Genomic DNA, 21811 nt, shown 5'->3' on the forward strand with positions numbered 1-21811 from the left:
TTATGCAAAATCTAGTAATGGAACAAACAAATTCTACACCTTACATCAACTTTGATGTAGAATCAGGACTCTTAACAATTAGGGGAGAATCATTCCCGGAAAATGCCATAAAGTTCTACGAGCCTGTTATCCAGTGGCTTATAGAATATATTGAACAAGCAGAGAAGCAGATTATCATGGAGTTTGAGATAATTTACTTTAACAGCAGTACTTCCAAAATATTTATGATCATCTTTGATTTACTGGATGAAGAAGTTAGGAAGGGGAAAAAAATCGAGGTACACTGGCGTTGCGATAAAGATAATGAAACGGCAATAGAGTGCGGTGAAGAATTCGAAGAAGATTTGTCCAATTTACCTTTTAAAATAATAGAATTCTAAAGTGAGGTATACCATGAAAAATATTTTCTCTGCAGAAGAAAAAGTCATTTCTGAAGCTGAAGCTATCTTAGCATCCAATACCTTTCATTCGGAAAAAGAAGCTGAAGTCTACAGAGCTTTGCTGGAAAAATATAAGGCTCTATTACGCCAGATGACTAAGATAGTTAAAATTGCAGATATCACTCAATTAGAATTAAAAAATGCTTTCAAAAAGTTAGATGAATTATCCCACATAGACTCCTTAACAGGTCTTTATAATCGCAGACATTTCAATGAAGTTTATGCTAAAGAATGGAACAGCACAATAAGAAACAAAACCAAGCTTTCTTTAATCATGGTGGATATAGATTACTTCAAAAAATACAATGATAACTATGGACATCTTCAAGGAGATGAATGCTTAAAGGCTGTGGCTGAAGTTATCAAATCAGCCGTCAGAAGACCTCGAGACCTGGTGGCTCGCTTTGGTGGTGAGGAGTTCGTTGTTCTCTTGCCTGAAACAGATATAAACGGAGCTACATTCATTGGTAAATACATTCTTGCCTTAGTAAGAAAGATGAACATAGAGCATGTGGCCTCTCCCTGGCAAAAAATAGTAACGGTCTCCCTAGGGATAGCCACAAAAAGCCCGGAAGAAAACTTAACAAAAGAAGAATTTATTAACAATAGTGATAAGGCTTTATACCTGGCAAAAGACAGTGGAAGAAACTGCTACAAGATATATTGTGATTCAATAATTAGCACAGCATAACAAGCATTACCATTAAACTCCAAGGGTGCACTTTTTAGCAGAATTCCTAGGGTTGAAGAGTTGATAAACAGGTAAGATAAAAGCCCGGAATCAGTTAAAATTACTGAGAACGGGCCTTTTTTTCACCGGCTGCTGGAATTTGAGTTTTCCTCAACTTTCCGTAAGATTTTCTGTCCCAAAACGGGTGGACAGGGCAGTGCCTACGGCCAACATGAATGCACCGATTCCCACCAGTCCTCCCAGTATCGGGATAAATCCAATGATGCCCAAAAGCAGAACACCCAGGGCTATTTTTCCTAGAGGATTTGCTTCTTCGGTAGAAGAGGGCTTCAGAACCCGACTGCCTAACCACAGTGTCACACCAGTGTAGCCCATGATCCAGGCTATGGCCAGAAGCAGTAATTCCACCAGGATCAGAGGTATTCCTATAACAGTTATGGCCAGGAGTATGGCTAGAGGTGCCGCCAGAATAACCGCCAGCACTCCCCAGAGAATTGCAGAGCCGGTTTTTTGTTCCACCGCCCGCATAATATTATTGGTATTCCTGGGAAACAGGGTGTGTACCAGGGCGGCCAGGGCAAAGATCACTACCATCCCCAAGACTCGAGATGCTGCTCGACCGGACCATCCGGTAAAGGGGGTATAGAAGGGAAACATTCGGTGGTTTCCGGGACGAATGGTAAAGTCAAAATTTCGGAAAAACTCACCGTCGGTAAAGGGAAGTATATTAATTAAGTGGTCTATGCCTTTGAAGTTATATCCCCGGGAGAACATATCATCGACTTCTCTCCGGCTCAGTTCTTCATCCACTACAATGGAACCTACCCGGGCTCCAGCATCGGCCTGAACCAACCCCTGCTCAACTAAAACGCTGCCGCCTACTACTGCATCAGGTCCAAGTTCAACGATTCCCCGGGGCATGGTTACGTCACCGTCCACCTGCCCGGTGATGCAGATCATTTTACCCTGGCTGGTCACATTGCCCAGCACATGGCCCATGATCTGTAAATCTCCCAAATCCAGGTTCACGTCACCGCCTATAGTTCCTCTGATTTTGATGGCTCCCAGGCCTGCCTTCAGGTTTCCTCCTACGTCTCCATCCACCGAAACCGATCCCATACTGGCATTGACGTTTCCGGAGACTCTACCGGGCACAACTACCTCCCCCATGTTTGCGGTTACATTACCGTTTACGTCCCCGTACACAGAAACCGTTCCCATATTGGAGACCACATCTCCATTGATGATACCTTCAATTTCTATTTCTCCCATGTTTACAGTGACATTTCCATTGACAGTAGTATTTCTAGGGATTTCCAGGCTTCCGGCGGCCTTGTTTATGTCTTCATTAATTACCGTACCCTGACCAAATACAGTACCCGTTAGAAGCAGCACCGTCAGTAGTATTAACAAAATCCACTTACCATAACTTTTCCTCATATTAAAATCACTCCTCTGCACATTATCTTTCTTCCATCAGCCTAGCAACTTCCTCTTTCAGTAGGTCTACGTTCTTCATCCTTGGAATATTTTTTACTTAATCCTGCGCTTAAATGATTTACAGAGATTAAAGACTTTCAGCACGGTTTTTCACTCAAATAATTTCCCCCTCTTTTTATTTCTAATTATTAATATTTTTTCCTTTTCATAACTCATTATAAATTTTAATCCTTACACACCTCTTATCAAATTATTAACAAATCATTAAATTAATACTTTTTTAGTTTGTATTGATTTAATTGAACCGAAAGGTAAAATTTATCCCAATGATAATTCCTTAAAACCCCTACTTTTAAATTAAAAGTGTAAGTGGGGAGGGGTTTTTAAAAGTCAGGCTCTTAAATGAAATACCCCCAACCCAACTTTCGTTAGGTCTCAAAATATACAGTTACAGTTATGATATATTTAGAGCTTAAAGTTAAAGGAGGGGAAAAGCGCGTTCAAAGAGCTGGCAGATGTCAAATGCTTTAATAAGCACTATATAAAATTATGGAGGGAGGAAGATTAATGAATAAAAATATCCAAAAAAATCTGTTAAGTGGAATTGTTATCCTGGCGGTAGTTGTTGTTTTCTTTATAGGAAGCCGGGAGAGTAGTATTATAAAGGATAAGCAGTCTATAAAAATTACTGGATTATATAGTACAGAAATCAACTTAGAAGATATGAAGGATGTGGAGATCAGGAACAGCATCCCTAAGGTTCATAGAAAAATAAATGCTCTTAATTTTTTAAATATAAAAAAAGGTACTTTTTCTATAGATGAATTTGATAGGGCCCGGTTATATCTTCATGCTAATGATGGGCCCTACCTGTACCTGCATACAGATGAGCAGACAATCATTCTTAATTTTAAAATTCTGAAAAGACACAGGAGGAATATGATGAAATTATAACTTTAATCTATCCGTAAGGACAGTTTTTTCCTAGAATTGCAGGTTAGTTACTCCATTTAATAATTTGTTAATAACTTTATAAGCGGGGTGTAAGGACTGGAAATTATAATAGTAATTGAAAAGGCCAAAGAGCAGCATTAAATATAGGAGGCGAGACAGTGGGAATCAGTCTAATGCTGGCGGTGGGGATTAATCTCATGAACAGCATGGGAGGAGGCCCACAAGTTACACATGACCGGTCAAATTTTCCCAGTGTTTTTATTAGTCAACCTTTCAGATACCCTTCTTCCCATTATGCTGGTAGTACTCCTGGTTGGTTTGATCGCTGATGAATACAGGGACGGAACGTTAAAACTCCCCCTTTTAATGCCCATCAGCCGTGGGGAACTGTTGGTAGGGAAAATGGCAGCAGCAGTGGTGATGGTGGTAGTTTTGATGGCTGTTACCCTGTTGGGGGGATATGCCGCAGGGACACTGATCTTCGGGTGGGAACAAGAGGTTATTATTGGGGAGCAGATGTTTATGGTGAAAAGTGTAACTCAAGTCTTGGGATTCTACCTGCTAACCATGATTCCTTTCATTGCTTATGCTTTTATCATCCTGTTCTTTTCCATGATGTTTGCCAACAGCGGGGTGGCCACCGGGGCCGCCATAGGAGTCCATTTTATGCCGCTGTTCACCGGGGGCTTTTTCGAGAAACTGCAGCCGGCCATACTGAATACTTACTACTATATGGGCGGGATGGCTTTGACGCCTGCGCTGGATTGGCAAGAACTACTGGGCAATTTAGCTGTAATCGGCGCCTACATGTTGGTGTTTACAGTGATAAACTTCATGACTTTTAAGAAAAAAGATATATTGTATTAGATTATAAGGTTTGACAGAGGATGGAATGCCGGCAGGAATTAATTTCCTCTTTCCTGGAAGATTAAACTTAGTATTTCAGGAGATAGCTGAAGGATAGGCTGTCTCCTGAAAATGAATGAAAGGATGAAAAAATATGGAATACATTGGATTTGTAGGACTACTGGCACCCACAGCTTTTGTTTTTGCACTGGCGGCAATAGCGCAGGCAGGAGCACTGAAAAAAGAAGTAGACGTGCTGAAAGAGAAAGTGGACAGATTGATGGTAGAAAAGTAAACAACAGCAATCTAATTTTGAAAATACTTATAAGCAGAGAATTTCAAAGGATTAAATTGATAGACTCCTGTGTTAAAATATAGGTAATTACTTTAAGGGTTAATAACCTTTTTAATTTTAGTAGTTACGACATAAATTAAAAATTAATAAAGCAGGAAAACCGATTGATATGTTCCCGCATACGTCGTGTGCAAAAATGGCCCTTTGACATCAATGCTATCCTCTCGAGCCACGTTGAGTACGTAGTATTGATGTCAAGGGTGGATACATAATAGACGAAGAAACCCAGTAATAAAGGGATTTCCAGCGTTTGCTGCTTATTGCTATAAAAATAGCTGGCAGCAGATTAACTGGAAAGCCCTATTTTTGTTTATGTGGGAATAGGTCAACGGTGTTAAATGAGAGAGGGTTGAGTTGACAGACTAGATAACGGTCATTTTTGTATAGGTTGTGGAGACAGGATAGATGTGGGTAGATGAATATTAAAATGATAGGTTCGACACCCATCGCTTCCGCAAAATCTAAACTCTAATATTGCTACGATGAAATCCTTTAATTTCAAGGGGTTTTGCTGTTTTAGCTTAAAAGTATACTTAAAAAGAACGTTTTTTGGCGCGTATTAACGCTATAAGGTTTGCACCCTGCGGTGCATACTTTTTAACGTTAATTAGTTGACGGTGAAAGAATAATGATGGTACTTGAAGATTTCATGTCGAGATTATGATTCTGCTAGAACGTAAATAGCATGATATCAGGCTTTAATTATAAACTGGAATTAGAATCACAGTACTTTCGCTGCCCTTGCATTAATATTTCGCATGTGTAATAATGTGTATATGCAATATTAATGAACTGGAGGAATAATATGTTCAACTTAAGCAATACCGAGTTTATGCTTCTTTCATTAATCCGAGAAAGAAAAGCGGCTTCCGGTTATCAATTAAATACTATTATCAAAAACCGGGGTTACCGCCAATGGGCGGATGTTGGTATGACTTCAATCTATAGAGGCTTAAAAAAACTGGAACAAAAGGGGCTGATTCAGGGGCAGCTCACGACTAATAAAACTATCCAGGGCCCAGCAGCAAAAGAATACTTTTTAACAGATGAAGGAGTAAATATGTTGAAAGAGGAAACGGGAAAAGGATTGTCTGAAACCAGGGAAAGAGACCGCAGGTTCGATTTAGCCCTTTCAACCATGGATGTGTTATCCTCAGAAACAGCACTATCCTTATTTTTCAAACGTATGCAATTTTTAGAATCGGAGCAAAAAAGAATTTCAAAGGTGTATTCTGGACAGCAGCAACAAATATCGTTTCAGGGCGCACTCTTATTTAAACATACTCTTCATTTCATAAAGAGTGAAATCACCTTTCTTAATAATCTAATAAATAACTGGGAAAAGGAGACGGTAAATGATGATCATAAAAAATTTTGAGTTAATTAACGGTGACCATTGTGAATCCACTGCCACAGGGTGCTTGTTAAAGCATGCAGGAACTGAAATGAGTGAACCAATGTTAATCGGTCTTGGACAGAGCTTCGGTTTTATATACTGGAAAATGAGTATAATGAATCTGCCCTTTTTAGGAGGCCGTTCAAAGCCCTTTGAGCTTACCCATACTTTCTGTGATAACCTCAATATTACCCTGGATGCCAGGGAAACCGGTTCAAAGAAGAAAGCATGGGCAAATATTACAGATTTTATTGATCAGAATATTCCTGTAGCTCTGCAGCTTGATTGTTATCACTTAGAGCATTTTAACAGAGCTTTTCATTTTGCCGGACATTTTGTTTGTGTATATGGCTATGACGACACTCATGCATACCTTGTTGATACGGGAGCATTCTATAAAACTGCATTGGAAAACCTAGAAAACGCCCGCTTTGAAAAAGGCCCCATGTCTGCAAAAGCCAGATCATGGACCCTGCAGTTAGACCAAAAACAACCGGCCTTGCAGGATATTATTCCTAGAGCTATCAAAGCTGTTGCTATGGAATTTCTTAATCCACCTATAAAAAACTTTGGTTACAAAGGCATCCATAAATTGAGTAGTGAGGTTGTAAAATGGATTGACATGGCACCCAATCCGGAAGAGGATCTTATTGCTTCAGCAGATATAATGGAAAATGGAGGAACCGGAGGAGCATTGTTCCGTAACTTTTATCGAGATTTTTTAAAGGAAAGCCTGGAATATTTACCGGGTAACCAACAAATAGAAAAGGCATTTGAGCTTTACAAACTTGCGGCTTCAAACTGGGTCCAGATTGCAGCTCTTATTCATAAAGCTGGTCTGACAGGTGAAAGAATACATCTTGAAAAAGCGTCGACAATTTGCAGTGAAACCGCCGAAATAGAAAAAAATGCGATGGAAATGCTCAGCAGTTTATAACCTTGCTTCCTAAAAAATTGATACACTGGGAAGTCAGGGAAGTCAGGGAAGTCAGAGGGACGTTTTGTTTGACTTATCAATATTTGATATTGCCTAACTACCTAATCATACATGCTTTTAAAAAGAATTAGCATGCTGTTAGCTTCAATTCTGGGAATTACTACTGCTCTTTATCTTCATCTCTATTATTCATCCCAGAGAATATATTCATTAATTCGATTGTTCTCAAAAAAACAAAACTTTACTAATTATAGCTTATGCTTTAAACGAGATTTTGCAAGAGCGAGTCAGAGGTTGTTTCTCTAGCATAAAATAAGCAGTAACGAAATAACCATTAAAGGAGACATTTTGTAACTATTGTTAGAAATTTAGAGCAAAATAACTTTCGTTGTAGTGTTAATGTTAAAAGGTATAAAATTCTAAAATAGGTGCTTCCTATATGCAAATTAGTATGTTCTTTTCAACAAAAAAGATCATTTTGGTAAAGAGAACCACGCTTAAACTGGTGTGTCTAGTAGTTCTCCTTCTAACTTTTCTTTGGTTTTTAAAAAGCTTTCAGGAAGAGCGAATCAGCACACATATAAAAATAGAAGGACTTCGGGACGTACAAATTTCTTCCACCGAATATCCATATTTCTCCTATTTTCTCGACAAACCATATTCTACTATCTTTAAGGAAAAGCTTCTATTTTATAAAACCACCTCACCAATAATCGATATGCCTCATTATGATTATTATACGTATATGTTTTTATATGAAGATGAGCAGCAGGTTATTATATATTACAGCCCTGCCTTAAATAAGATATATAATAAGAATCACATGCTTGAACCTTCATCTTATTTAAAAGAAGTGTTATTGGACCTTACAGCGTTATACAGGCAGGAAATTTACAATACTTATGGTGCATTGATCGTCTGGGAGGAAGTGGACGAAATTTTTCCTATGTATGCCACGGCCAAGATAACGGATATATATACTGGCGGGTCTTTTTATGTACAGCGTAGAGAAGGTAGTAGCCATGTGGATGCCCAACCCTTGACGGCAGAAGATACGGCAATCATGAAAAAAATATATGACGGTCAGTGGAGTTGGGAGCGCAAAGGGATAATTGTTGAGGTTAGAGGTTACCGGATTGCGGCATCTATGAACGGTATGCCACATGGGAGCGGCAAGATAGATGACAATAATTTCCCAGGGCATTTCTGCATTCATTTTTTTGGCAGCACAATCCACTCCGACGGTATGGACATCCGACATCACCGTGAAATCCTGAAAGCTGCCGGAAAGATACCTCTCAAACAAGGGGACAGGGACTTGTCTGGTCATTGATTTACTAAGAATTCGACTTTTATAAATGCGGTTATATGCCGCCATTTAATTTTATAAAAGGAATTTTTATAAATTACTAGAAATTACTATTAAATACTTGTACTAGTGAGGCTGAGCGGGAAAATACATATTAGAGGTGCTGGAAATAAAAGTGAACTCGTTTCAGCAAGCTAAAACATCGGATCAGGTGGAGACTCTACTCCACCTGATTAAAAGCACCACCTACGCTAACGCTTAGGGGTGGGGACGTATACCCTAAAAAAAAGAGATTTTATATATTGATTTATGGTGTGGAGTTTTGCTTGGATAGTTGAATGATTTAGCAAAATGTATAATTCACAGTAATAAAATAATCTGCATCAGTGACTATAATTTGGCTTTCTGCATATTTGCACGAGATCGTTTCTAGATAAAGGAAAGTTTAGAAAATACCGGCGGGAATCCTTGGGGTCTATTGACCCCGAGATGAAAGCCGGAAAAGCTACTATATGTCGCAAAATGAATGGATACAACACTTGCATTTGCATCATGAGCATGCTATACTATTTGTAGGGAGAACATACGTTCCAGGACATGCGTTTACAACATCTGGTATCATATTGTTTGGTCAACTAAATACCGTAAAAAGATCTTAACCGGTAAATAGCCGATTACTGTCATCAGCTATTTTATGAAATCGCTGATGAGTTTGAGTTTCAAATAGCCAACATGGAAATATGCCGGATCATATACATCTTTTTGTGACTGCACATCCCAAAAAAGCGCCTGGAGATATTGTAAAAAAACTAAAAGGAATTTCTGGCAGGAAGCTTTTCATACAGTTCCCTTGAGTTAAGGAAAGTATATTGGAAAAATCAAATATGGAACCCATCAACGTATTATGGAACTGCAGGATGTATTACACAGGAAACTATCCAAAGATATATTGAAAATCAAAAAGCAGGTGAAATAGTGAGTGCCTTTTACTTATCAGACAAAATACGCATTACCCCGAACAAAAAAGCTATAGACAAACTTTGGGCGGTTTCTTATGCTTGCAAAGACGTCTGGAACCGATTGAACGGAGAGCGTTATGATAGGGATAAGAAAACCAACTACTATCATCAGAAAAAACAGCTTCCACTGCTAAAACAACAACACCCTGCATTGAAAGTGCCCTCTTCCCAGGTTTACAGGAAGTAGTCAAATCCCTCAATGCCAGCTGGCAGATGTATTTCACCAAGCATAAAAAAGGTGATCCATGTGTTAAGCCTCCGAGGTTCAAATCATACAAATATTTCTTCACCCAGAAATACCCACAGCAGGGTGTTTCCTTTGAAATCCACTGCGGCATCTTGCGCCTGGCCTACGGTAAGAATAAATCCAGTTGGATCGAGATTAAATTACCACAACCGGAGTATGATTTCCAGGCGGTCAAGAATGTTGTTGTTTCTTATGACCAGCGGGACAAGAAATGGTACGTATCGCTGAATCGTCATGTCCAGCTGCCCGAAAAACGGGTCAATGCCCATACTATCTATTTTGACCCAGGTTGCAAGATGACATTGACCGGTATAAAGACAGATTATTCAGTTGTAGAGTATGACATCAACCCCTTAAGAGAGCTAAACTTAAAGCATTACCTGCTAATCGATCACCTAAAGTCTCTAAGAGATAAAAAACAGAAACACTCCGGGCGTTGGCGCAGGCTGAACAAGAAAATCAGCGGCTTGTACCGCAAAATACGCACCCAGACCAAACACTACCTGCACAAACTGGCTAACCAGATATTAAAAGACCACCCGGATACAAACTTTAAGATAGGTAACTGGAACAAAGGGCAGACCCTTGCTGCTACGGGCATCGTTATCGTAGACAAGCGCATCAACTGTCAGGTTTAAAATAACAACCCTGTCAAGAAACTCATCGGATACCTGTGTTACAAAGCCATTATGAACGCTCAGCAGGTCGAAGAATTCGATGAGAGGGGTACAACCAGGACCTGTTCCGGTTGCGGCAGCCAACAGCAGATGCCACCAAACAAAAGGGTTTACCTTTGTCCAAAGTGTGGCTTTAAGGTGGAACGTGATATTAACTCGGTGCTTAATTTTTTAAAAAACGATAATTATGCCATGTGGCATGGCCTGGGCGAAGTGCTCAGTATCGTCAGTTATCGTTTTAACCCTGTAACTGGCGCAAACCAAAGGATCGAAAGTCGATCTGTCATCCTGAACTACCAGGATGCACGGGGTCTATTGACCCCGTGAGGATGTCACATCTTATTAAAATATTTTGAAATTAATGAAGTATTGGAGGATATTAATATGAACAAGGATTATAAAGCTGAAAGTTACGATAGTAATTTTATAGCTCAAAATATGATGGGTCCCAATTCAATGATAGTTATTGAAGAGCTTTTGGAAAATGTATCAATCAAAAATGGTATGAGAGTATTGGATTTAGGTTGTGGTACTGGATTGAGTTCAATTTTCTTGGCAAGGGAATTTGGGGTTCAAGTTTTTGCTGTTGATCTATGGGTATCTGCAACTGATAATTATAAGCGATTGCAACAAATGGATGTTGATGACTTGGTGATTCCCATACATGCAGATGCTCATGAACTACCTTTTTCTGAGAATTATTTTGATGCAGTCATAAGTATTGATGCATATCATTACTTTGGAAATAATGATGAATATTATTCTGAAAAACTTAGACCTTTATTAAAGAAAGATGCATTAGTTGCGTTAGCCTTTCCCGGAATGAAGTATGAGGTGCATAAGGATATACCTGATGAAATGAAGAAATATTGGGATAATGAAGCCTTAGAAATGTGGCACTCTATTGATTGGTGGAAAGGAAAACTTGAAAATAAAGTGAAAGATTTTGAAATTAAAGAGATGAAGTGCTTTGATAAAGCGTGGAGTGATTGGTTATCTACTGAAAATCCCTATGCGATAGAAGATAAAGAAATGATTGCTGTAGATAATGGAAGGTACATGAACATTATTTCTATAACAGGTAAAACTATTTAATCCTAGCACTGGACATGGAAAGTGTAGACATGTTTAATGCTTGCTTAGATTAGAGTGTTTAGCATTCTACATAATCAGTAGAAGAAGGTAGAAGAAGGTAGAAGAAGGCCTTCCATCGTCTTGTGTTGGGGTAACTTGGCTTTCAATAGCCGGTTTCGGTTGGCATACACAGGCCCTTTAAAATCACATATTTAGATTAAAATGCACCCTGGCGGTGGATGGGAGCCGAAATCCGACCCCCTCTTTCTAAGGTTCCTTTTTTGATTTATGAGAAGTCTGGTTACAAAACAGTTGCCGAAAGACATGGAGAAGGCATCAAAATCTACCAGCTTTCTTACAAGAAGGAATGCGAATGTTAGCATAACGATAGATAAATGTATGGTAGGGAAGACACTAATTAACGACTGTGGAGAATACGATGCAGCAAGGTCGGTCTAAGAAACAGGAAATTATAGTAGTGATACTAGAAGCTTCTAGAAAGCTCGCGACTTTAGTCGTGAAAGGTTCACGAAAGGATGATTATCTTATGTCAAATGTTGAAGAAAAGCTAGCAATGTCATTAACAGCTGAATCCACCGAATTGATACCCTATCTCCCGTATTTGCTGCAGGATTTATGGGAGCTTGGTTCATCACCTAAGGATATTATTTACATGGTTTCAAAACACATAAATACATCCAATAAAACTAAGGTGTTGGACTTGGCTTGCGGTAAAGGCGCTGTAAGCATCCATTTAGCTAAGGATTTGGGCTGCAAGGTAAAAGGAATTGATATAATTTCTGAGTTTATTGTCTTTGCCGATAAAAAAGCTCAAGAATATGGTGTTGAAACCTGCTGTGAGTTTACGGTGGGTGATATCAATGTGGCAGTAGAGAATGAAAAGGATTACGATATCGTTATTCTTGGAGCAGTCGGTAATGTGCTGGGGAGTCCGGAAGAAACATTAATTAAGCTAAAGAGTACAGTTAAAAACAGTGGATACATTTTTATTGATGATGTTTATGGGAAGGACGATTCTGATATAAGGTATCCTACAAGGGCAAAATGGCTTATGATTTTTCAAAATTCAGGATTGAGGTTAATTGATGAAAAGCTGATTGATGACGATGAATTACGCAGTATAAATGTTGAGCAGCAGGCATTCATATTAAGGAGAGCCAATGAATTAAAGAAAATTCATCCAGAAAAGGCGAGTCTTTTTGAAAGTTATGTTCAGAGCCAGCAAGCTGAATGTGATGAGCTGGAAAACGAAATATCTGGAGTTACAATGCTTTTGCAGGTTGTAAAGTAATGCACTCAGGGAGTTGTGTAAAACACTTTTTAATTGAGGGTGCCCCTGAACCACCTGAAATTTTTACTTGACAATATGCAAAATATATATTACATTAATATGCAATATATATTTTGCATATTTAGCTTTATAAGCTGAGGTGATTTCGATAGTAAAAAACAGTGTTCGGTTAAATCGTGTTGAAAAAAAGCTAACTCAGGAGGAGCTTGCTGAAAAGGTGAGTGTAACAAGGCAGACGATAGGGCTTATAGAGAAGGGGCAATATAATCCTACGATAGCACTGTGTCTTAAGCTATGCCAAGTTTTGGATAAATCTCTTGATCAACTTTTCTGGTTAGAGGAGGATGACGATGGAAAATGATGAAAGAATAAATATGGATGTTAAGAAGGCTAAAAGCCTTGGTTACACAATATTTTGGTTTGGTATTTTTGCGTCACTTTTATATCGGTGGTTTTATGTCAATGAAACACTTATGAATACTCTTGATATTTTTTTAGTATGGGTAATAGCATCGCTGGTTCAGTTTTTTACTCTTGCGGTCAGTGGTATTCCAATTACATATCCTGTTTCAATGAACCAAAAAGAACAGCTGTATTTTATTTTATTAGTTCCTTTGTTTTCAGGGCTCCTGGCTGTTATGATTTCTTTCTTCTTCAAGCTGGTAGATGGCTTTAATTATTTATTACTTGTATTTGGCAGAGCGTATTTCAGTACTCTTTTTCTGTTTATTTTTTATAAAACCATTTTATATTTCTGGGAAAGAAAAAATATAGAATAGCATAATATTTAAATTACATAGAGATTACATGCCTTTTAGGCATATATCTAAAAAAAATAATACTTGATGAGAAAGGAAGAAATAATGCTTGAGATAAATAATCTTATAAAAAATTACGGTAAGAAGGAAGCAGTAAAAAAAATAAGCCTGTCAGTAAAACCGGGAGAAATTTACGGGTTTCTAGGACACAATGGAGCGGGTAAGACTACGACTATAAAGGTATGTACTGGTCTTTTAAAACCCTCATCAGGAAGTGTTAGAATATGTGGATATGATATAGTGAGTGAGCCGCTGGAAGCTAAGAAAAACTTCGGGTATGTACCTGAAAACCCTTATTTGTTTGATAAGCTTACAGGAAGAGAGTTGTTGGATATGGTTTCAGGTATTTATATGAAAGACAAAAGATATAGTGCAGTAAAAAGGATAGATGAATTATTAAAAGAGCTGCAGATGACAGATGAAGCAGATAAACTCATTGGGGCCTATTCACATGGTATGCGTAGAAAGATTACTATATGTGCTGCGCTTATACATAATCCATCTGTTATTTTTCTTGATGAACCTACAACAGGTCTTGATGCTTCTAGTGCGAAAGCAGCTAAAGACTTGTTCAGAAAGCATGCCGATGAAGGTTCAGCAATTTTATTTACAACTCATGTATTAGAGATTGCGGAGCGATTGTGCGATAGAATAGGTATTATATATCAGGGTGAATTAATTGCTGAAGGCACATTTGAAGAGCTTAAAGAAAGATCTGAATATCCCGGCACTACACTTGAAGACATTTTTTTGAATTTAACCAATAAGAACAGGGCAGAGGGGTGATATAAGATGAATTATATCCTGTGGTTTTTGAAACTGAGATTCTTAACCCTTAAAAACAGTTTATGGAAAGATGCAAAGACAATCATGAGGACTCTGATAATTGCAGCCCTTATCTTATGTGCCCAGTTTTTATTGGCCTACTTATTAAAAAAGTATATTTTCAGCAGCGTAATACCAGCAAATGATGCACAAGTGAGACCTGTGCTTCTTATACTTTTCTTTGTTGCTGTAATTTGGATCTATTTTATAGCATTTTTTCAAAGTATTAGCAATTTTGTCCGCCATTTTTTAAAATCACCTGATTTAAATTACCTCATCTCAATACCTGTTCCCTTAAACTATGTTTTTTTATTTAAATATTCTGAGTATATTATAAACAGCATCAAAGGCATAATTTTTGTAGTTTTCCCTTTCCTTGCAGCAATAGGACTGTCGGTAAAAGCCCCATGGTTTTACTATGCGGCCTTAATACCATTTTATATTATTGTATCTGTTATTCCGTGTACAATTGGTGTTGGTGTTGCCATGGTAGGAGTGAGAATTTTATCGTCCAAAGCATTTGGAATAATTTCATCAATTATTTCATTCGTTATAAATATAGTATTTGTAGTTCTTTTTTCAAGAGTACAGGAGATTTCTCCAGACCATATTATAAGGATAGTTGAATTCATGCAAAAACCATTGATGTCTGATTTGATTCCTGTTACAGCAGGGACAAGGCTTTTTTATTCTACGGTTTTTGGAGAGAATTTTCTGCAAGCACTTGTCTTTCTATTGATAATCTCAGCATTCTTTGTTGCAGCGGCTTTTGTTTTATCAAAGAAGTTATTTTTTGAGGTGTGGGTGAAAAACCAAACTGCTGTTGCTGCAGTTCACAGAAAAAGCACTACTGCTTCAAAATACAATAAAGAATCTAACAGCAGTGTTATATTTCAATGGATAAAAGGTGAATGGAGAATGGCAATCAGAAATCAGGAAATGCTTATGGGTTGTGTTTTTATGCTGATGTTTTTTTTATTTACCACTTTTATATTTGTATATAAAGGATATTTTTCTACTGAACCCATGTTGGGCCTTTATATACTCATATCAGTTGCTTCTATATTCAATATTATGGCTGTCTCAATACCTTTTTTGCCTATAGAAATAGCATCGGATAAGGGTCTTTGGAAAAACCGTTTGTGGCTTCTTAAGGTTATGCCTTTGGAAGGGGGAAAAGTATTTGACATACAGTGTATTATGTTTCTTATTCCCGGTTATATAATAAGTCTGGCAGGTATTATATGTTATTCAATAATTAATGGTCTAAGCTTTCCTGTAATATTTTTGTCAGCATTGGTCTTAAAAGCCATACTTTATGGCAGCTCAGCAATATACAATTCAGTTGAACTCTTAGCATTAACAGAATTTTTTGAGAAGAATGCGTTTCTTGGGAATCTTCTTACCATAATTCTTCCTGTATTTTATGGGGTTTTATCGGCAGGAACCATAGCTTTGTTTTTTGCTGAAGATTTTATTTCAGATGTCCGGATTTTGTCGGGCATAAGTAGATTGTTAAGCCTTCCTGTTACAGTTGCAGTTTCTGTTGCAACAGTATTGGCAGCTTCTTTTGCAGCAAGAAAAATTTTTAAAAGGGCATGGGAGCATTTAGAAATATAAGTATGGCATATATTTTTCCAAAGAATCTACTTCCCAAAATTTTTAATATGCGTTTCCCTGCTATGATAATGCAATTTTCCATTATGAGAGCTAAAAAGAAGGGTAAATATAAAAATTTTGGCTCATATCTGTTATAATATAGGATATAAAGGATTAACCGCCTAAAGATAGTGGTAATAGGAGGACAAAATTACTTGGCAAAATGGAAAAACTTTAAAAGTCGATTCTACGATACTATTGAGAAACAGATTCTAGAGATTAACGAAAAACCATATAAAGTTGCGCTGGGGTGCGCTCTTGGGATAGGAATAAACTTCTTTCCTACTATTGGTATTGGTTTTATTTTTGCCTTTGTACTGGCAGTGCTTTTTAGGGTTAACCGGGCCAGCGCGGCTGTAACCAGTCTCGTTACCGGACCTTTAATTCCCTTAATGTACGCTCTAAACCTGGTTATTGGAGGATTTATTCTGACTCCGGTTTCAGGTAAAGAAAACATTATTGAATTTGTGATCAGCCAGTACTCAATAATTTTAAAACTGGGAAATATCCAGGAAAAGCTTTTTGGTTTTCTAGATTTTTTCGGCTCCACTTTTCTTTTAGGGGCAGCTGTTAATGCAGCACTATTTGGAACAGCATTTTATTTTTTTGTTGGATATATATTAAATAAGAGGTTCAAATAGATGTTTTAATATGATTAGTAGTACAATTGAACAAGGGAAAAATATAGGGGAGCAGCCGATGAAGCGGGACAAGCGGCCTGTACCTTTTGTCCCTATTTGTCTCTGAGAAATTTTAGCAGGTTGTAGGACATGGTTTTAATTAAAATAAGGGAAATCACAGCGGAAACAAAACCACCTACAAGAGGAACTGTACGGACAAATCCGGTTTCCAGGGATTCTTGAGTGAAGGTTACTCCAATCCACTTGGCCCCCTGAACAAACAAGTTATATAGTCCAACCCGGGCAGCAAACCTCTGTGTTATCTCCTTGGTTGCCTGGACTGTCAGGCGCTTGGACAGCTTTCCTGCCAGAAGGGCAGCCTCCCTGGAACCAAACATTGCTCCCCAAAGAAGGTTCATTTTCAGCATCGGTTCTTTTGATCCGGATCCTTCGAAAATGTCCGGCCATCCGTATAAATAGGCCAGCTTTTGAGAAAGCCGGAGGGTCTGGCAATAAAACTGTGTTAGGTCCATGGGTATGGTTACCAGCATCCACCATCCCCCTGGCATACCCGCTAAAAAAGACAGAAATGTAATCATTACAGCATGCCGGTTTATGCACCGCCGGGCTACTTGTTCCAGGACTTCACTGGAAACGGCCGTATGTTGTGGATAGGCAGCTGCTGCCTGCTCTACCATATCACTTTTGTAAAAGTGATGGAGTTCTTTTTTCAAAAACTCTTCCCGGTTCACCCTGGTCCCGGGAAGTCTTATTGATTTTTTTAACAGTCCGTACCAAGCAGACTGAAATCTTTCTTTTTTCAGCGCATTAGCCAAAGCTTAAAACCTCCCTACCCTGGCAAATAAGATGTTGTTTCTACATTCATTATATTATAAAGAAGTCAGGAAATCCTACTATTATTATCTAATGCAGAAATAAGGAGGATAGTTTTTTGATGAAAGCCATCGAAATAATACAAAAGAGAAGGTCTGTTCGCACGTATTCCAATATTTCCGTTGGCACCGAGACTAAGGAAAAATTGGAGAAAATATTTGAGGAACACAAAAAAGGCCCCTTTAATAACATAATGAGATTTAGACTGCTGGACCTGGGAAACCTGGAAATTGGCGAGATGCGGAAGTTGGGCACCTATGGTGTGATAAAGGGCGCCAAACTTTATATCCTGGCAGCGGTAAAAGAAGGAACACGATGTATGGAAGATGTGGGATACTGTATGGAACACATTATCCTAAAAGCCACCTCTTTTGGACTGGGAACCTGTTGGCTGGCGGGAACTTTTAAAAGAAGCAGTTTTGCTGAACAGATGCAGCTGTCGGAAGATGAACTTCTCCCGGCCATTATTCCGGTGGGTTATCCTGCAGAGAAGGCAGCCCTGGTGGAACGAATGATGCGTTTTGGGGTGAAAGCACGCCATAGGAAGCCCTGGGAAGAACTCTTTTTTAAAGAGGATGGAAAAACACCCTTGAGGAAAGAGGATGCAGGTAATTATAAGGAGGTCTTGGAGGCGGTTCGTCTGGGGCCATCGGCTACCAACCGTCAGCCCTGGCGGGTGATTAAAGATAATAAGGGCCTGTACCATTTGTACCTGCAGGAGAATTCCTTCTATAACAGGGCCCTGGGTAAAATTAGATTACAAAATATTGACATGGGGATTGCCATGTGCCATTTTGAATTGGCAGCCGGCCAGCTGGGGATAAAAGGCCGGTGGCAGGAGGTTACTCCCGGGCTAGATCTAACTGGGTTAGATTATATTGTTTCTTGGGTGTAATTAAGCTGTCCTAGTAAGTATGTATCGGGAAGAAAATAAGTGAATATTCAATTTGGAAAAACCATTTTGAAAGCTACGAATTATTCTAGGAATGGCGCCGGAATACAAACAATTTAGCAGAAATAGATGAGAAGCGGAAGAGTCGTCAAATAAAATGCAAAAGCCTGTACACGACCTTTCTGAATTATCTATTCCATTTCTATAATACAAATTAATATTCCTAAAATAAGTTAAAATAAGTATATTTCTTGTAATGCCACGTATATCATGGTAAAATGAAAAAATGACAGAGGGACGTGTAGTTATATGGCAATTAGCTATAATAAGCTTTGGAAAATTCTAATAGATAAGAAAATGAAAAAAATAGAGTTTATGGAAGCCGCAGGTATAGGTACAACTACACTTTCGAAGCTTCTAATTTTACAACCTAAACTGCATTTTTCCCAAAAACAGTATTTATGCCAGTGTAGGCTTGGAATGGAGTGACAAACAATTAACTTACAAAAGAAATCTGTCAACCCCCCACACCCAAAAGACCATGGAACCCCGAAAGAACTCGATTCTCCGGGCAAATTTCCTATCATCGGGATAGGTGCATCTGCCGGCGGGTTGAAGGCCTTGGAAGAGTTCTTCACTCATTTGCCTGTAAAAACCGACGTGCCCAGTGCTTTTGTCCTGGTTCAGCATATGCACCCAGAACACAAAAGCCACTTGTGTGATTTAATGAAGAAGTATACCCATTTACACGTCTGCGAGGCCAGGGATGGGATGGAAGTAGAGCCTCATGTAATTTACATTAACCCTCCTAATCGGGACATGACAATGTCCCAGGGCAGGTTGCTTTTAAGGGAGATTAGAAAAACTCAAGGTTTGCACCTGCCCATTGACGGTTTTTTCCGCTCTCTAGCTGATGACCAAAAGGACCGTTCTATCTGCATTGTGCTTTCCGGAACTGGCACCGATGGAACCTTAGGTCTAAAGTCGATAAAAGGCGAAGGCGGGATGGCCATGGTACAGGATCCTGATTCGGCCGAACATAAGGGTATGCCCTGCAGTGCTATTGCCACAGGAATGGTGGACTATATTCTGCCGCCAAAGGAAATTCCGGGAATTTTAATGAAATATATCGGCCATGCTTTTGGAACAAGACGACGTTTCTTGGCTCCCTCCGTTCCCGAAGATAATGCCTCAATGCAAAAAATTCTAGCCTTACTTCACACCCAGACAGGCCATGATTTTTCCGGCTACAAGCTGAATACCATAACCCGCCGCCTTGAACGACGCCTCAACCTCAATCTAATTAAAAATTCGAGTAATTATTTCCGCTATCTACAAAAAAACCCCCTGGAAGTCAAGGCCCTCTTTCAAGATTTGCTGGTGGGAGTAACCTGTTTTTTCCGCGATGCAGAAGCCTTTGAAAAACTTCAGGAAACAGTCATCCCCTCAATATTTGCAGGGAAAGACAAGAGTCATTCCATTCGGGTATGGGTGCCCGGTTGTTCCACCGGAGAAGAAGCATATTCTCTTGCCATCTTCCTCCATGAACATATGGAAAAAACAAGACAACCTCTCCAGGTAAAAGTCTTTGCCACTGATATCGATAGGCGGGCCGTTGAGTATGCCCGAAACGGCCTCTACCCCGCCAACATCGTTTCGGATGTTTCCCCGGAACGGTTAAAGCGTTTTTTTACTCGCACAGATAGTAACACCTACCATATTAATAGTATAATCCGGAAAATGGTTATCTTTGCAGAGCAGAGCATCACAGGGGATCCCCCTTTTTCCAACATTGATCTAATTAGCTGTCGCAATGTGTTAATATACTTGGACAGAGAGTTGCAAAGCAAGGTACTGCATCTATTTCATTATGCCTTAAAGCATAATGGATTCCTCTTTCTGGGCACATCGGAAACTACAGGAGAGTTTATGGACTTTTTCAACGTCGTGGACCGTAAATGGAGAATTTACCAAAGCAAAGGAAATGCAGCCCTTTACCAAACATTGAAAAACTATTCGGCACCTTACATTAAAAGAGTCCCTTTGAGAATCAATACCCATCATCAGCAAGAAAAAATGGTCAGCATCAGAGAGATCGCTGAAAAAACCTTGTTGAGAGACTATGCCCCTGCCAGTGTAATCACCAGTAATTACGGAGACATCCTTTATTTTCATGGGCGTACGGGGAAATACCTGGAACCGGTGCAGGGTGACGCCAACATGAACATTTTTCAGATGGCCCGTAAAGGGCTCAAAGTGGAACTGGCAACCGCTATCCGCAAAGCAACCGTACAAAAAGAGTCCTCATACTTCCAGGGGCTTCACGTATCGGATAACGGTCAAACCTCCACCATCAACTTGAAAGTAACACCGGTCAATGAAGACTCTGAACTAATTATGGTGTCCTTTGAAGACGTTGTTCTCCCGGAGTCAGTGAGTTTGAATGAAATAGCCGCTACCAGCCAATATGGCATAGACGAAAAGATGGCAGCCATAGAACAGGAGCTCCAAAACAAAGATGAATACTTGCAAACCATTATAGAGGAACTGGAAACGTCCAACGAAGAACTGCAGTCCACCAACGAAGAATTTCAGTCTACTAACGAGGAGCTGGAGACTTCTAAGGAGGAACTGGGATCACTCAACGAAGAACTGATGACCGTCAATACCGAGTTGCAGCAAAAAATCGAAGAACTAACTCAAGCGAATAATGATTTAAACAACTTGCTGGCTGGAACAGGTGTGGCCACGATTTTTATTGACCACAATCTATGTATCCAACGATTTACACCCACCGCTACCCAAATCATCAACCTGATTGCTAGCGACGTAGGCCGCCCGGTCAACCACATTGCTTCCAACCTGAACGACTATGTTAACCTGGTGGAAGATGTGCAGTCGGTTCTGGACACCCTGGTACCGAAAGAGGTAGAAGTCCAAAGCAAGAACGGCAATTGGTACTTGATGCGCATCCTGCCATACCGCACATTAAGCAATGCCATTGAAGGAGCGGTTGTTAACTTTATTGACATTACAGAGCAGAAAAACGTACAGAGACTAAGCCGCTTGGCCGTAGTCGTCCAGGATTCTCTCGATGCCTTCATTTTGCAGGACCTTAAAGGTAAAATCCTGGCCTGGAACCCGGGAGCGGAAAAGCTCTATGGTTGGAGCGAGAACGAGGCTTTGGCAATGAATATACGGGACACCATACCAGAAGAGCTGCGTACAGATGCATTGAAAACGGTAAAGGAGCTAACAGAAAGAAAGAGTTTAGAACCTGCTAAAACCCAACGCCTTACAAAGCAGGGTAAAACCGTGAAAGTATGGATGAATGCCACATTATTGGTTAAGGATGATGAACCCTATGCCATTGCCACCACTGTGAGGGAAAGCGACTGAGGCCAGT

General features: G+C 39.4%; 23 protein-coding genes and 1 pseudogene. 22 read left to right on the plus strand and 2 right to left on the minus strand.

Features of this window, described 5'->3' with window-relative positions:
- Positions 1 to 2: 2 nt before the first annotated feature.
- Positions 3 to 380 carry a DUF1987 domain-containing protein gene (locus tag HUE98_RS01130; protein ID WP_241422069.1) on the plus strand — a complete coding sequence of 126 codons (378 nt, stop codon included), beginning with the start codon at positions 3 to 5 and terminating at the stop codon, positions 378 to 380.
- Positions 381 to 393: 13 nt separating this feature from the next.
- Entirely contained in the window at positions 394 to 1131 is a 738-nt protein-coding gene (locus HUE98_RS01135; RefSeq protein ID WP_241422070.1) for a GGDEF domain-containing protein, read from the plus strand.
- 150 nt (positions 1132 to 1281) lie between these two features.
- Here the strand turns inward: HUE98_RS01135 and HUE98_RS01140 are convergent, their stop codons facing one another.
- The gene (locus HUE98_RS01140) at positions 1282 to 2571 is read right to left on the minus strand and encodes a polymer-forming cytoskeletal protein (protein WP_241422071.1); all 1290 of its coding nucleotides are present in this window, start codon (positions 2569 to 2571) and stop codon (positions 1282 to 1284) included.
- A 567-nt stretch (positions 2572 to 3138) separates the two neighbouring features.
- On the opposite strand from HUE98_RS01140, the gene HUE98_RS01145 reads away from it, so the two are divergent.
- The 17 genes and pseudogenes from HUE98_RS01145 to HUE98_RS01225 all read left to right on the plus strand — a co-directional run bounded on the left by HUE98_RS01145 (position 3139) and on the right by HUE98_RS01225 (position 16640).
- Positions 3139 to 3525, plus strand: coding sequence for a hypothetical protein (locus HUE98_RS01145; RefSeq protein WP_241422072.1), 387 nt, complete (start codon positions 3139 to 3141; stop codon positions 3523 to 3525).
- Positions 3526 to 3756: 231 nt separating this feature from the next.
- The gene (locus HUE98_RS01150; protein ID WP_241422073.1) at positions 3757 to 4392 is read left to right on the plus strand and encodes an ABC transporter permease; all 636 of its coding nucleotides are present in this window, start codon (positions 3757 to 3759) and stop codon (positions 4390 to 4392) included.
- A 133-nt stretch (positions 4393 to 4525) separates the two neighbouring features.
- On the plus strand, positions 4526 to 4666 hold the full coding sequence (locus tag HUE98_RS01155) for a hypothetical protein (protein ID WP_241422074.1): 141 nt from the start codon (positions 4526 to 4528) through the stop codon (positions 4664 to 4666).
- An 865-nt stretch (positions 4667 to 5531) separates the two neighbouring features.
- A complete protein-coding gene (locus HUE98_RS01160; RefSeq protein ID WP_241422075.1) occupies positions 5532 to 6104 on the plus strand; it encodes a PadR family transcriptional regulator in 573 nt (190 codons plus the stop codon).
- Positions 6082 to 7059, plus strand: a complete 978-nt coding sequence (locus HUE98_RS01165) for a BtrH N-terminal domain-containing protein (protein WP_241422076.1) — start codon at positions 6082 to 6084, stop codon at positions 7057 to 7059. The genes HUE98_RS01160 and HUE98_RS01165 overlap by 23 nt, the downstream gene beginning before the upstream one ends.
- A gap of 439 nt (positions 7060 to 7498) precedes the next feature.
- On the plus strand, positions 7499 to 8392 hold the full coding sequence (locus tag HUE98_RS01170; RefSeq protein WP_241422077.1) for a hypothetical protein: 894 nt from the start codon (positions 7499 to 7501) through the stop codon (positions 8390 to 8392).
- A gap of 544 nt (positions 8393 to 8936) precedes the next feature.
- Positions 8937 to 9331 (plus strand): annotated as a pseudogene (gene tnpA / locus HUE98_RS01175) (IS200/IS605 family transposase); the annotation flags it as partial.
- A gap of 12 nt (positions 9332 to 9343) precedes the next feature.
- On the plus strand, positions 9344 to 9574 hold the full coding sequence (locus HUE98_RS01180) for a hypothetical protein (RefSeq protein WP_241423606.1): 231 nt from the start codon (positions 9344 to 9346) through the stop codon (positions 9572 to 9574).
- A 26-nt stretch (positions 9575 to 9600) separates the two neighbouring features.
- Positions 9601 to 10272, plus strand: a complete 672-nt coding sequence (locus HUE98_RS01185) for a transposase (protein WP_241422078.1) — start codon at positions 9601 to 9603, stop codon at positions 10270 to 10272.
- Between the two features lie 24 nt (positions 10273 to 10296).
- The gene (locus HUE98_RS01190; protein ID WP_407080287.1) at positions 10297 to 10638 is read left to right on the plus strand and encodes a zinc ribbon domain-containing protein; all 342 of its coding nucleotides are present in this window, start codon (positions 10297 to 10299) and stop codon (positions 10636 to 10638) included.
- A 57-nt stretch (positions 10639 to 10695) separates the two neighbouring features.
- Positions 10696 to 11406 carry an SAM-dependent methyltransferase gene (locus HUE98_RS01195; protein WP_241422079.1) on the plus strand — a complete coding sequence of 237 codons (711 nt, stop codon included), beginning with the start codon at positions 10696 to 10698 and terminating at the stop codon, positions 11404 to 11406.
- A 526-nt stretch (positions 11407 to 11932) separates the two neighbouring features.
- Positions 11933 to 12697: a class I SAM-dependent methyltransferase gene (locus HUE98_RS01200; RefSeq protein ID WP_241422080.1), complete on the plus strand. Its 765-nt coding sequence runs from the start codon at positions 11933 to 11935 to the stop codon at positions 12695 to 12697.
- Between the two features lie 139 nt (positions 12698 to 12836).
- Positions 12837 to 13058: a helix-turn-helix transcriptional regulator gene (locus tag HUE98_RS17885; protein WP_407080270.1), complete on the plus strand. Its 222-nt coding sequence runs from the start codon at positions 12837 to 12839 to the stop codon at positions 13056 to 13058.
- A complete protein-coding gene (locus HUE98_RS01210; protein ID WP_241422081.1) occupies positions 13048 to 13476 on the plus strand; it encodes a hypothetical protein in 429 nt (142 codons plus the stop codon). The genes HUE98_RS17885 and HUE98_RS01210 overlap by 11 nt, the downstream gene beginning before the upstream one ends.
- 84 nt (positions 13477 to 13560) lie before the next feature.
- A complete protein-coding gene (locus HUE98_RS01215; protein WP_241422082.1) occupies positions 13561 to 14301 on the plus strand; it encodes an ABC transporter ATP-binding protein in 741 nt (246 codons plus the stop codon).
- 6 nt (positions 14302 to 14307) lie between these two features.
- Positions 14308 to 15960: a putative ABC transporter permease subunit gene (locus HUE98_RS01220; protein WP_241422083.1), complete on the plus strand. Its 1653-nt coding sequence runs from the start codon at positions 14308 to 14310 to the stop codon at positions 15958 to 15960.
- Between the two features lie 194 nt (positions 15961 to 16154).
- Positions 16155 to 16640: a DUF2062 domain-containing protein gene (locus tag HUE98_RS01225; protein ID WP_241422084.1), complete on the plus strand. Its 486-nt coding sequence runs from the start codon at positions 16155 to 16157 to the stop codon at positions 16638 to 16640.
- 92 nt (positions 16641 to 16732) lie between these two features.
- On the opposite strand, the gene HUE98_RS01230 is transcribed toward HUE98_RS01225, so the two are convergent.
- Positions 16733 to 17455 (minus strand): hypothetical protein, encoded by a 723-nt coding sequence (locus tag HUE98_RS01230; protein ID WP_241422085.1) that lies wholly within the window; start codon positions 17453 to 17455, stop codon positions 16733 to 16735.
- 119 nt (positions 17456 to 17574) lie between these two features.
- Between HUE98_RS01230 and HUE98_RS01235 the strand changes: the two genes are divergently transcribed.
- The 3 genes from HUE98_RS01235 (at position 17575) to HUE98_RS01245 (ending at position 21804) form a co-directional block, all read left to right on the plus strand.
- Positions 17575 to 18408, plus strand: coding sequence for a nitroreductase family protein (locus HUE98_RS01235; protein WP_241423477.1), 834 nt, complete (start codon positions 17575 to 17577; stop codon positions 18406 to 18408).
- A 306-nt stretch (positions 18409 to 18714) separates the two neighbouring features.
- On the plus strand, positions 18715 to 18894 hold the full coding sequence (locus HUE98_RS17890) for a helix-turn-helix domain-containing protein (protein ID WP_407080271.1): 180 nt from the start codon (positions 18715 to 18717) through the stop codon (positions 18892 to 18894).
- 102 nt (positions 18895 to 18996) lie between these two features.
- The gene (locus HUE98_RS01245; RefSeq protein ID WP_407080288.1) at positions 18997 to 21804 is read left to right on the plus strand and encodes a CheR family methyltransferase; all 2808 of its coding nucleotides are present in this window, start codon (positions 18997 to 18999) and stop codon (positions 21802 to 21804) included.
- The last annotated feature ends 7 nt before the right edge of the window (positions 21805 to 21811 follow it).

Source organism: Candidatus Contubernalis alkalaceticus (assembly GCF_022558445.1).
Classification (GTDB): Bacteria; Bacillota; Dethiobacteria; order SKNC01; family SKNC01; genus Contubernalis; species Contubernalis alkaliaceticus.

Coding starts and splice junctions, on each gene's coding strand:
- HUE98_RS01130 (WP_241422069.1), top strand. CDS start 3: ATGCAAAATCTAGTAATGGAACAAACAAATTCTACACCTTACATCAAC.
- HUE98_RS01135 (WP_241422070.1), top strand. CDS start 394: ATGAAAAATATTTTCTCTGCAGAAGAAAAAGTCATTTCTGAAGCTGAA.
- HUE98_RS01140 (WP_241422071.1), bottom strand. CDS start 2,571: ATGAGGAAAAGTTATGGTAAGTGGATTTTGTTAATACTACTGACGGTG.
- HUE98_RS01145 (WP_241422072.1), top strand. CDS start 3,139: ATGAATAAAAATATCCAAAAAAATCTGTTAAGTGGAATTGTTATCCTG.
- HUE98_RS01150 (WP_241422073.1), top strand. CDS start 3,757: ATGACCGGTCAAATTTTCCCAGTGTTTTTATTAGTCAACCTTTCAGAT.
- HUE98_RS01155 (WP_241422074.1), top strand. CDS start 4,526: ATGGAATACATTGGATTTGTAGGACTACTGGCACCCACAGCTTTTGTT.
- HUE98_RS01160 (WP_241422075.1), top strand. CDS start 5,532: ATGTTCAACTTAAGCAATACCGAGTTTATGCTTCTTTCATTAATCCGA.
- HUE98_RS01165 (WP_241422076.1), top strand. CDS start 6,082: ATGATGATCATAAAAAATTTTGAGTTAATTAACGGTGACCATTGTGAA.
- HUE98_RS01170 (WP_241422077.1), top strand. CDS start 7,499: ATGCAAATTAGTATGTTCTTTTCAACAAAAAAGATCATTTTGGTAAAG.
- HUE98_RS01185 (WP_241422078.1), top strand. CDS start 9,601: ATGTATTTCACCAAGCATAAAAAAGGTGATCCATGTGTTAAGCCTCCG.
- HUE98_RS01195 (WP_241422079.1), top strand. CDS start 10,696: ATGAACAAGGATTATAAAGCTGAAAGTTACGATAGTAATTTTATAGCT.
- HUE98_RS01200 (WP_241422080.1), top strand. CDS start 11,933: ATGTCAAATGTTGAAGAAAAGCTAGCAATGTCATTAACAGCTGAATCC.
- HUE98_RS01210 (WP_241422081.1), top strand. CDS start 13,048: ATGGAAAATGATGAAAGAATAAATATGGATGTTAAGAAGGCTAAAAGC.
- HUE98_RS01215 (WP_241422082.1), top strand. CDS start 13,561: ATGCTTGAGATAAATAATCTTATAAAAAATTACGGTAAGAAGGAAGCA.
- HUE98_RS01220 (WP_241422083.1), top strand. CDS start 14,308: ATGAATTATATCCTGTGGTTTTTGAAACTGAGATTCTTAACCCTTAAA.
- HUE98_RS01235 (WP_241423477.1), top strand. CDS start 17,575: ATGAAAGCCATCGAAATAATACAAAAGAGAAGGTCTGTTCGCACGTAT.
- HUE98_RS17890 (WP_407080271.1), top strand. CDS start 18,715: ATGGCAATTAGCTATAATAAGCTTTGGAAAATTCTAATAGATAAGAAA.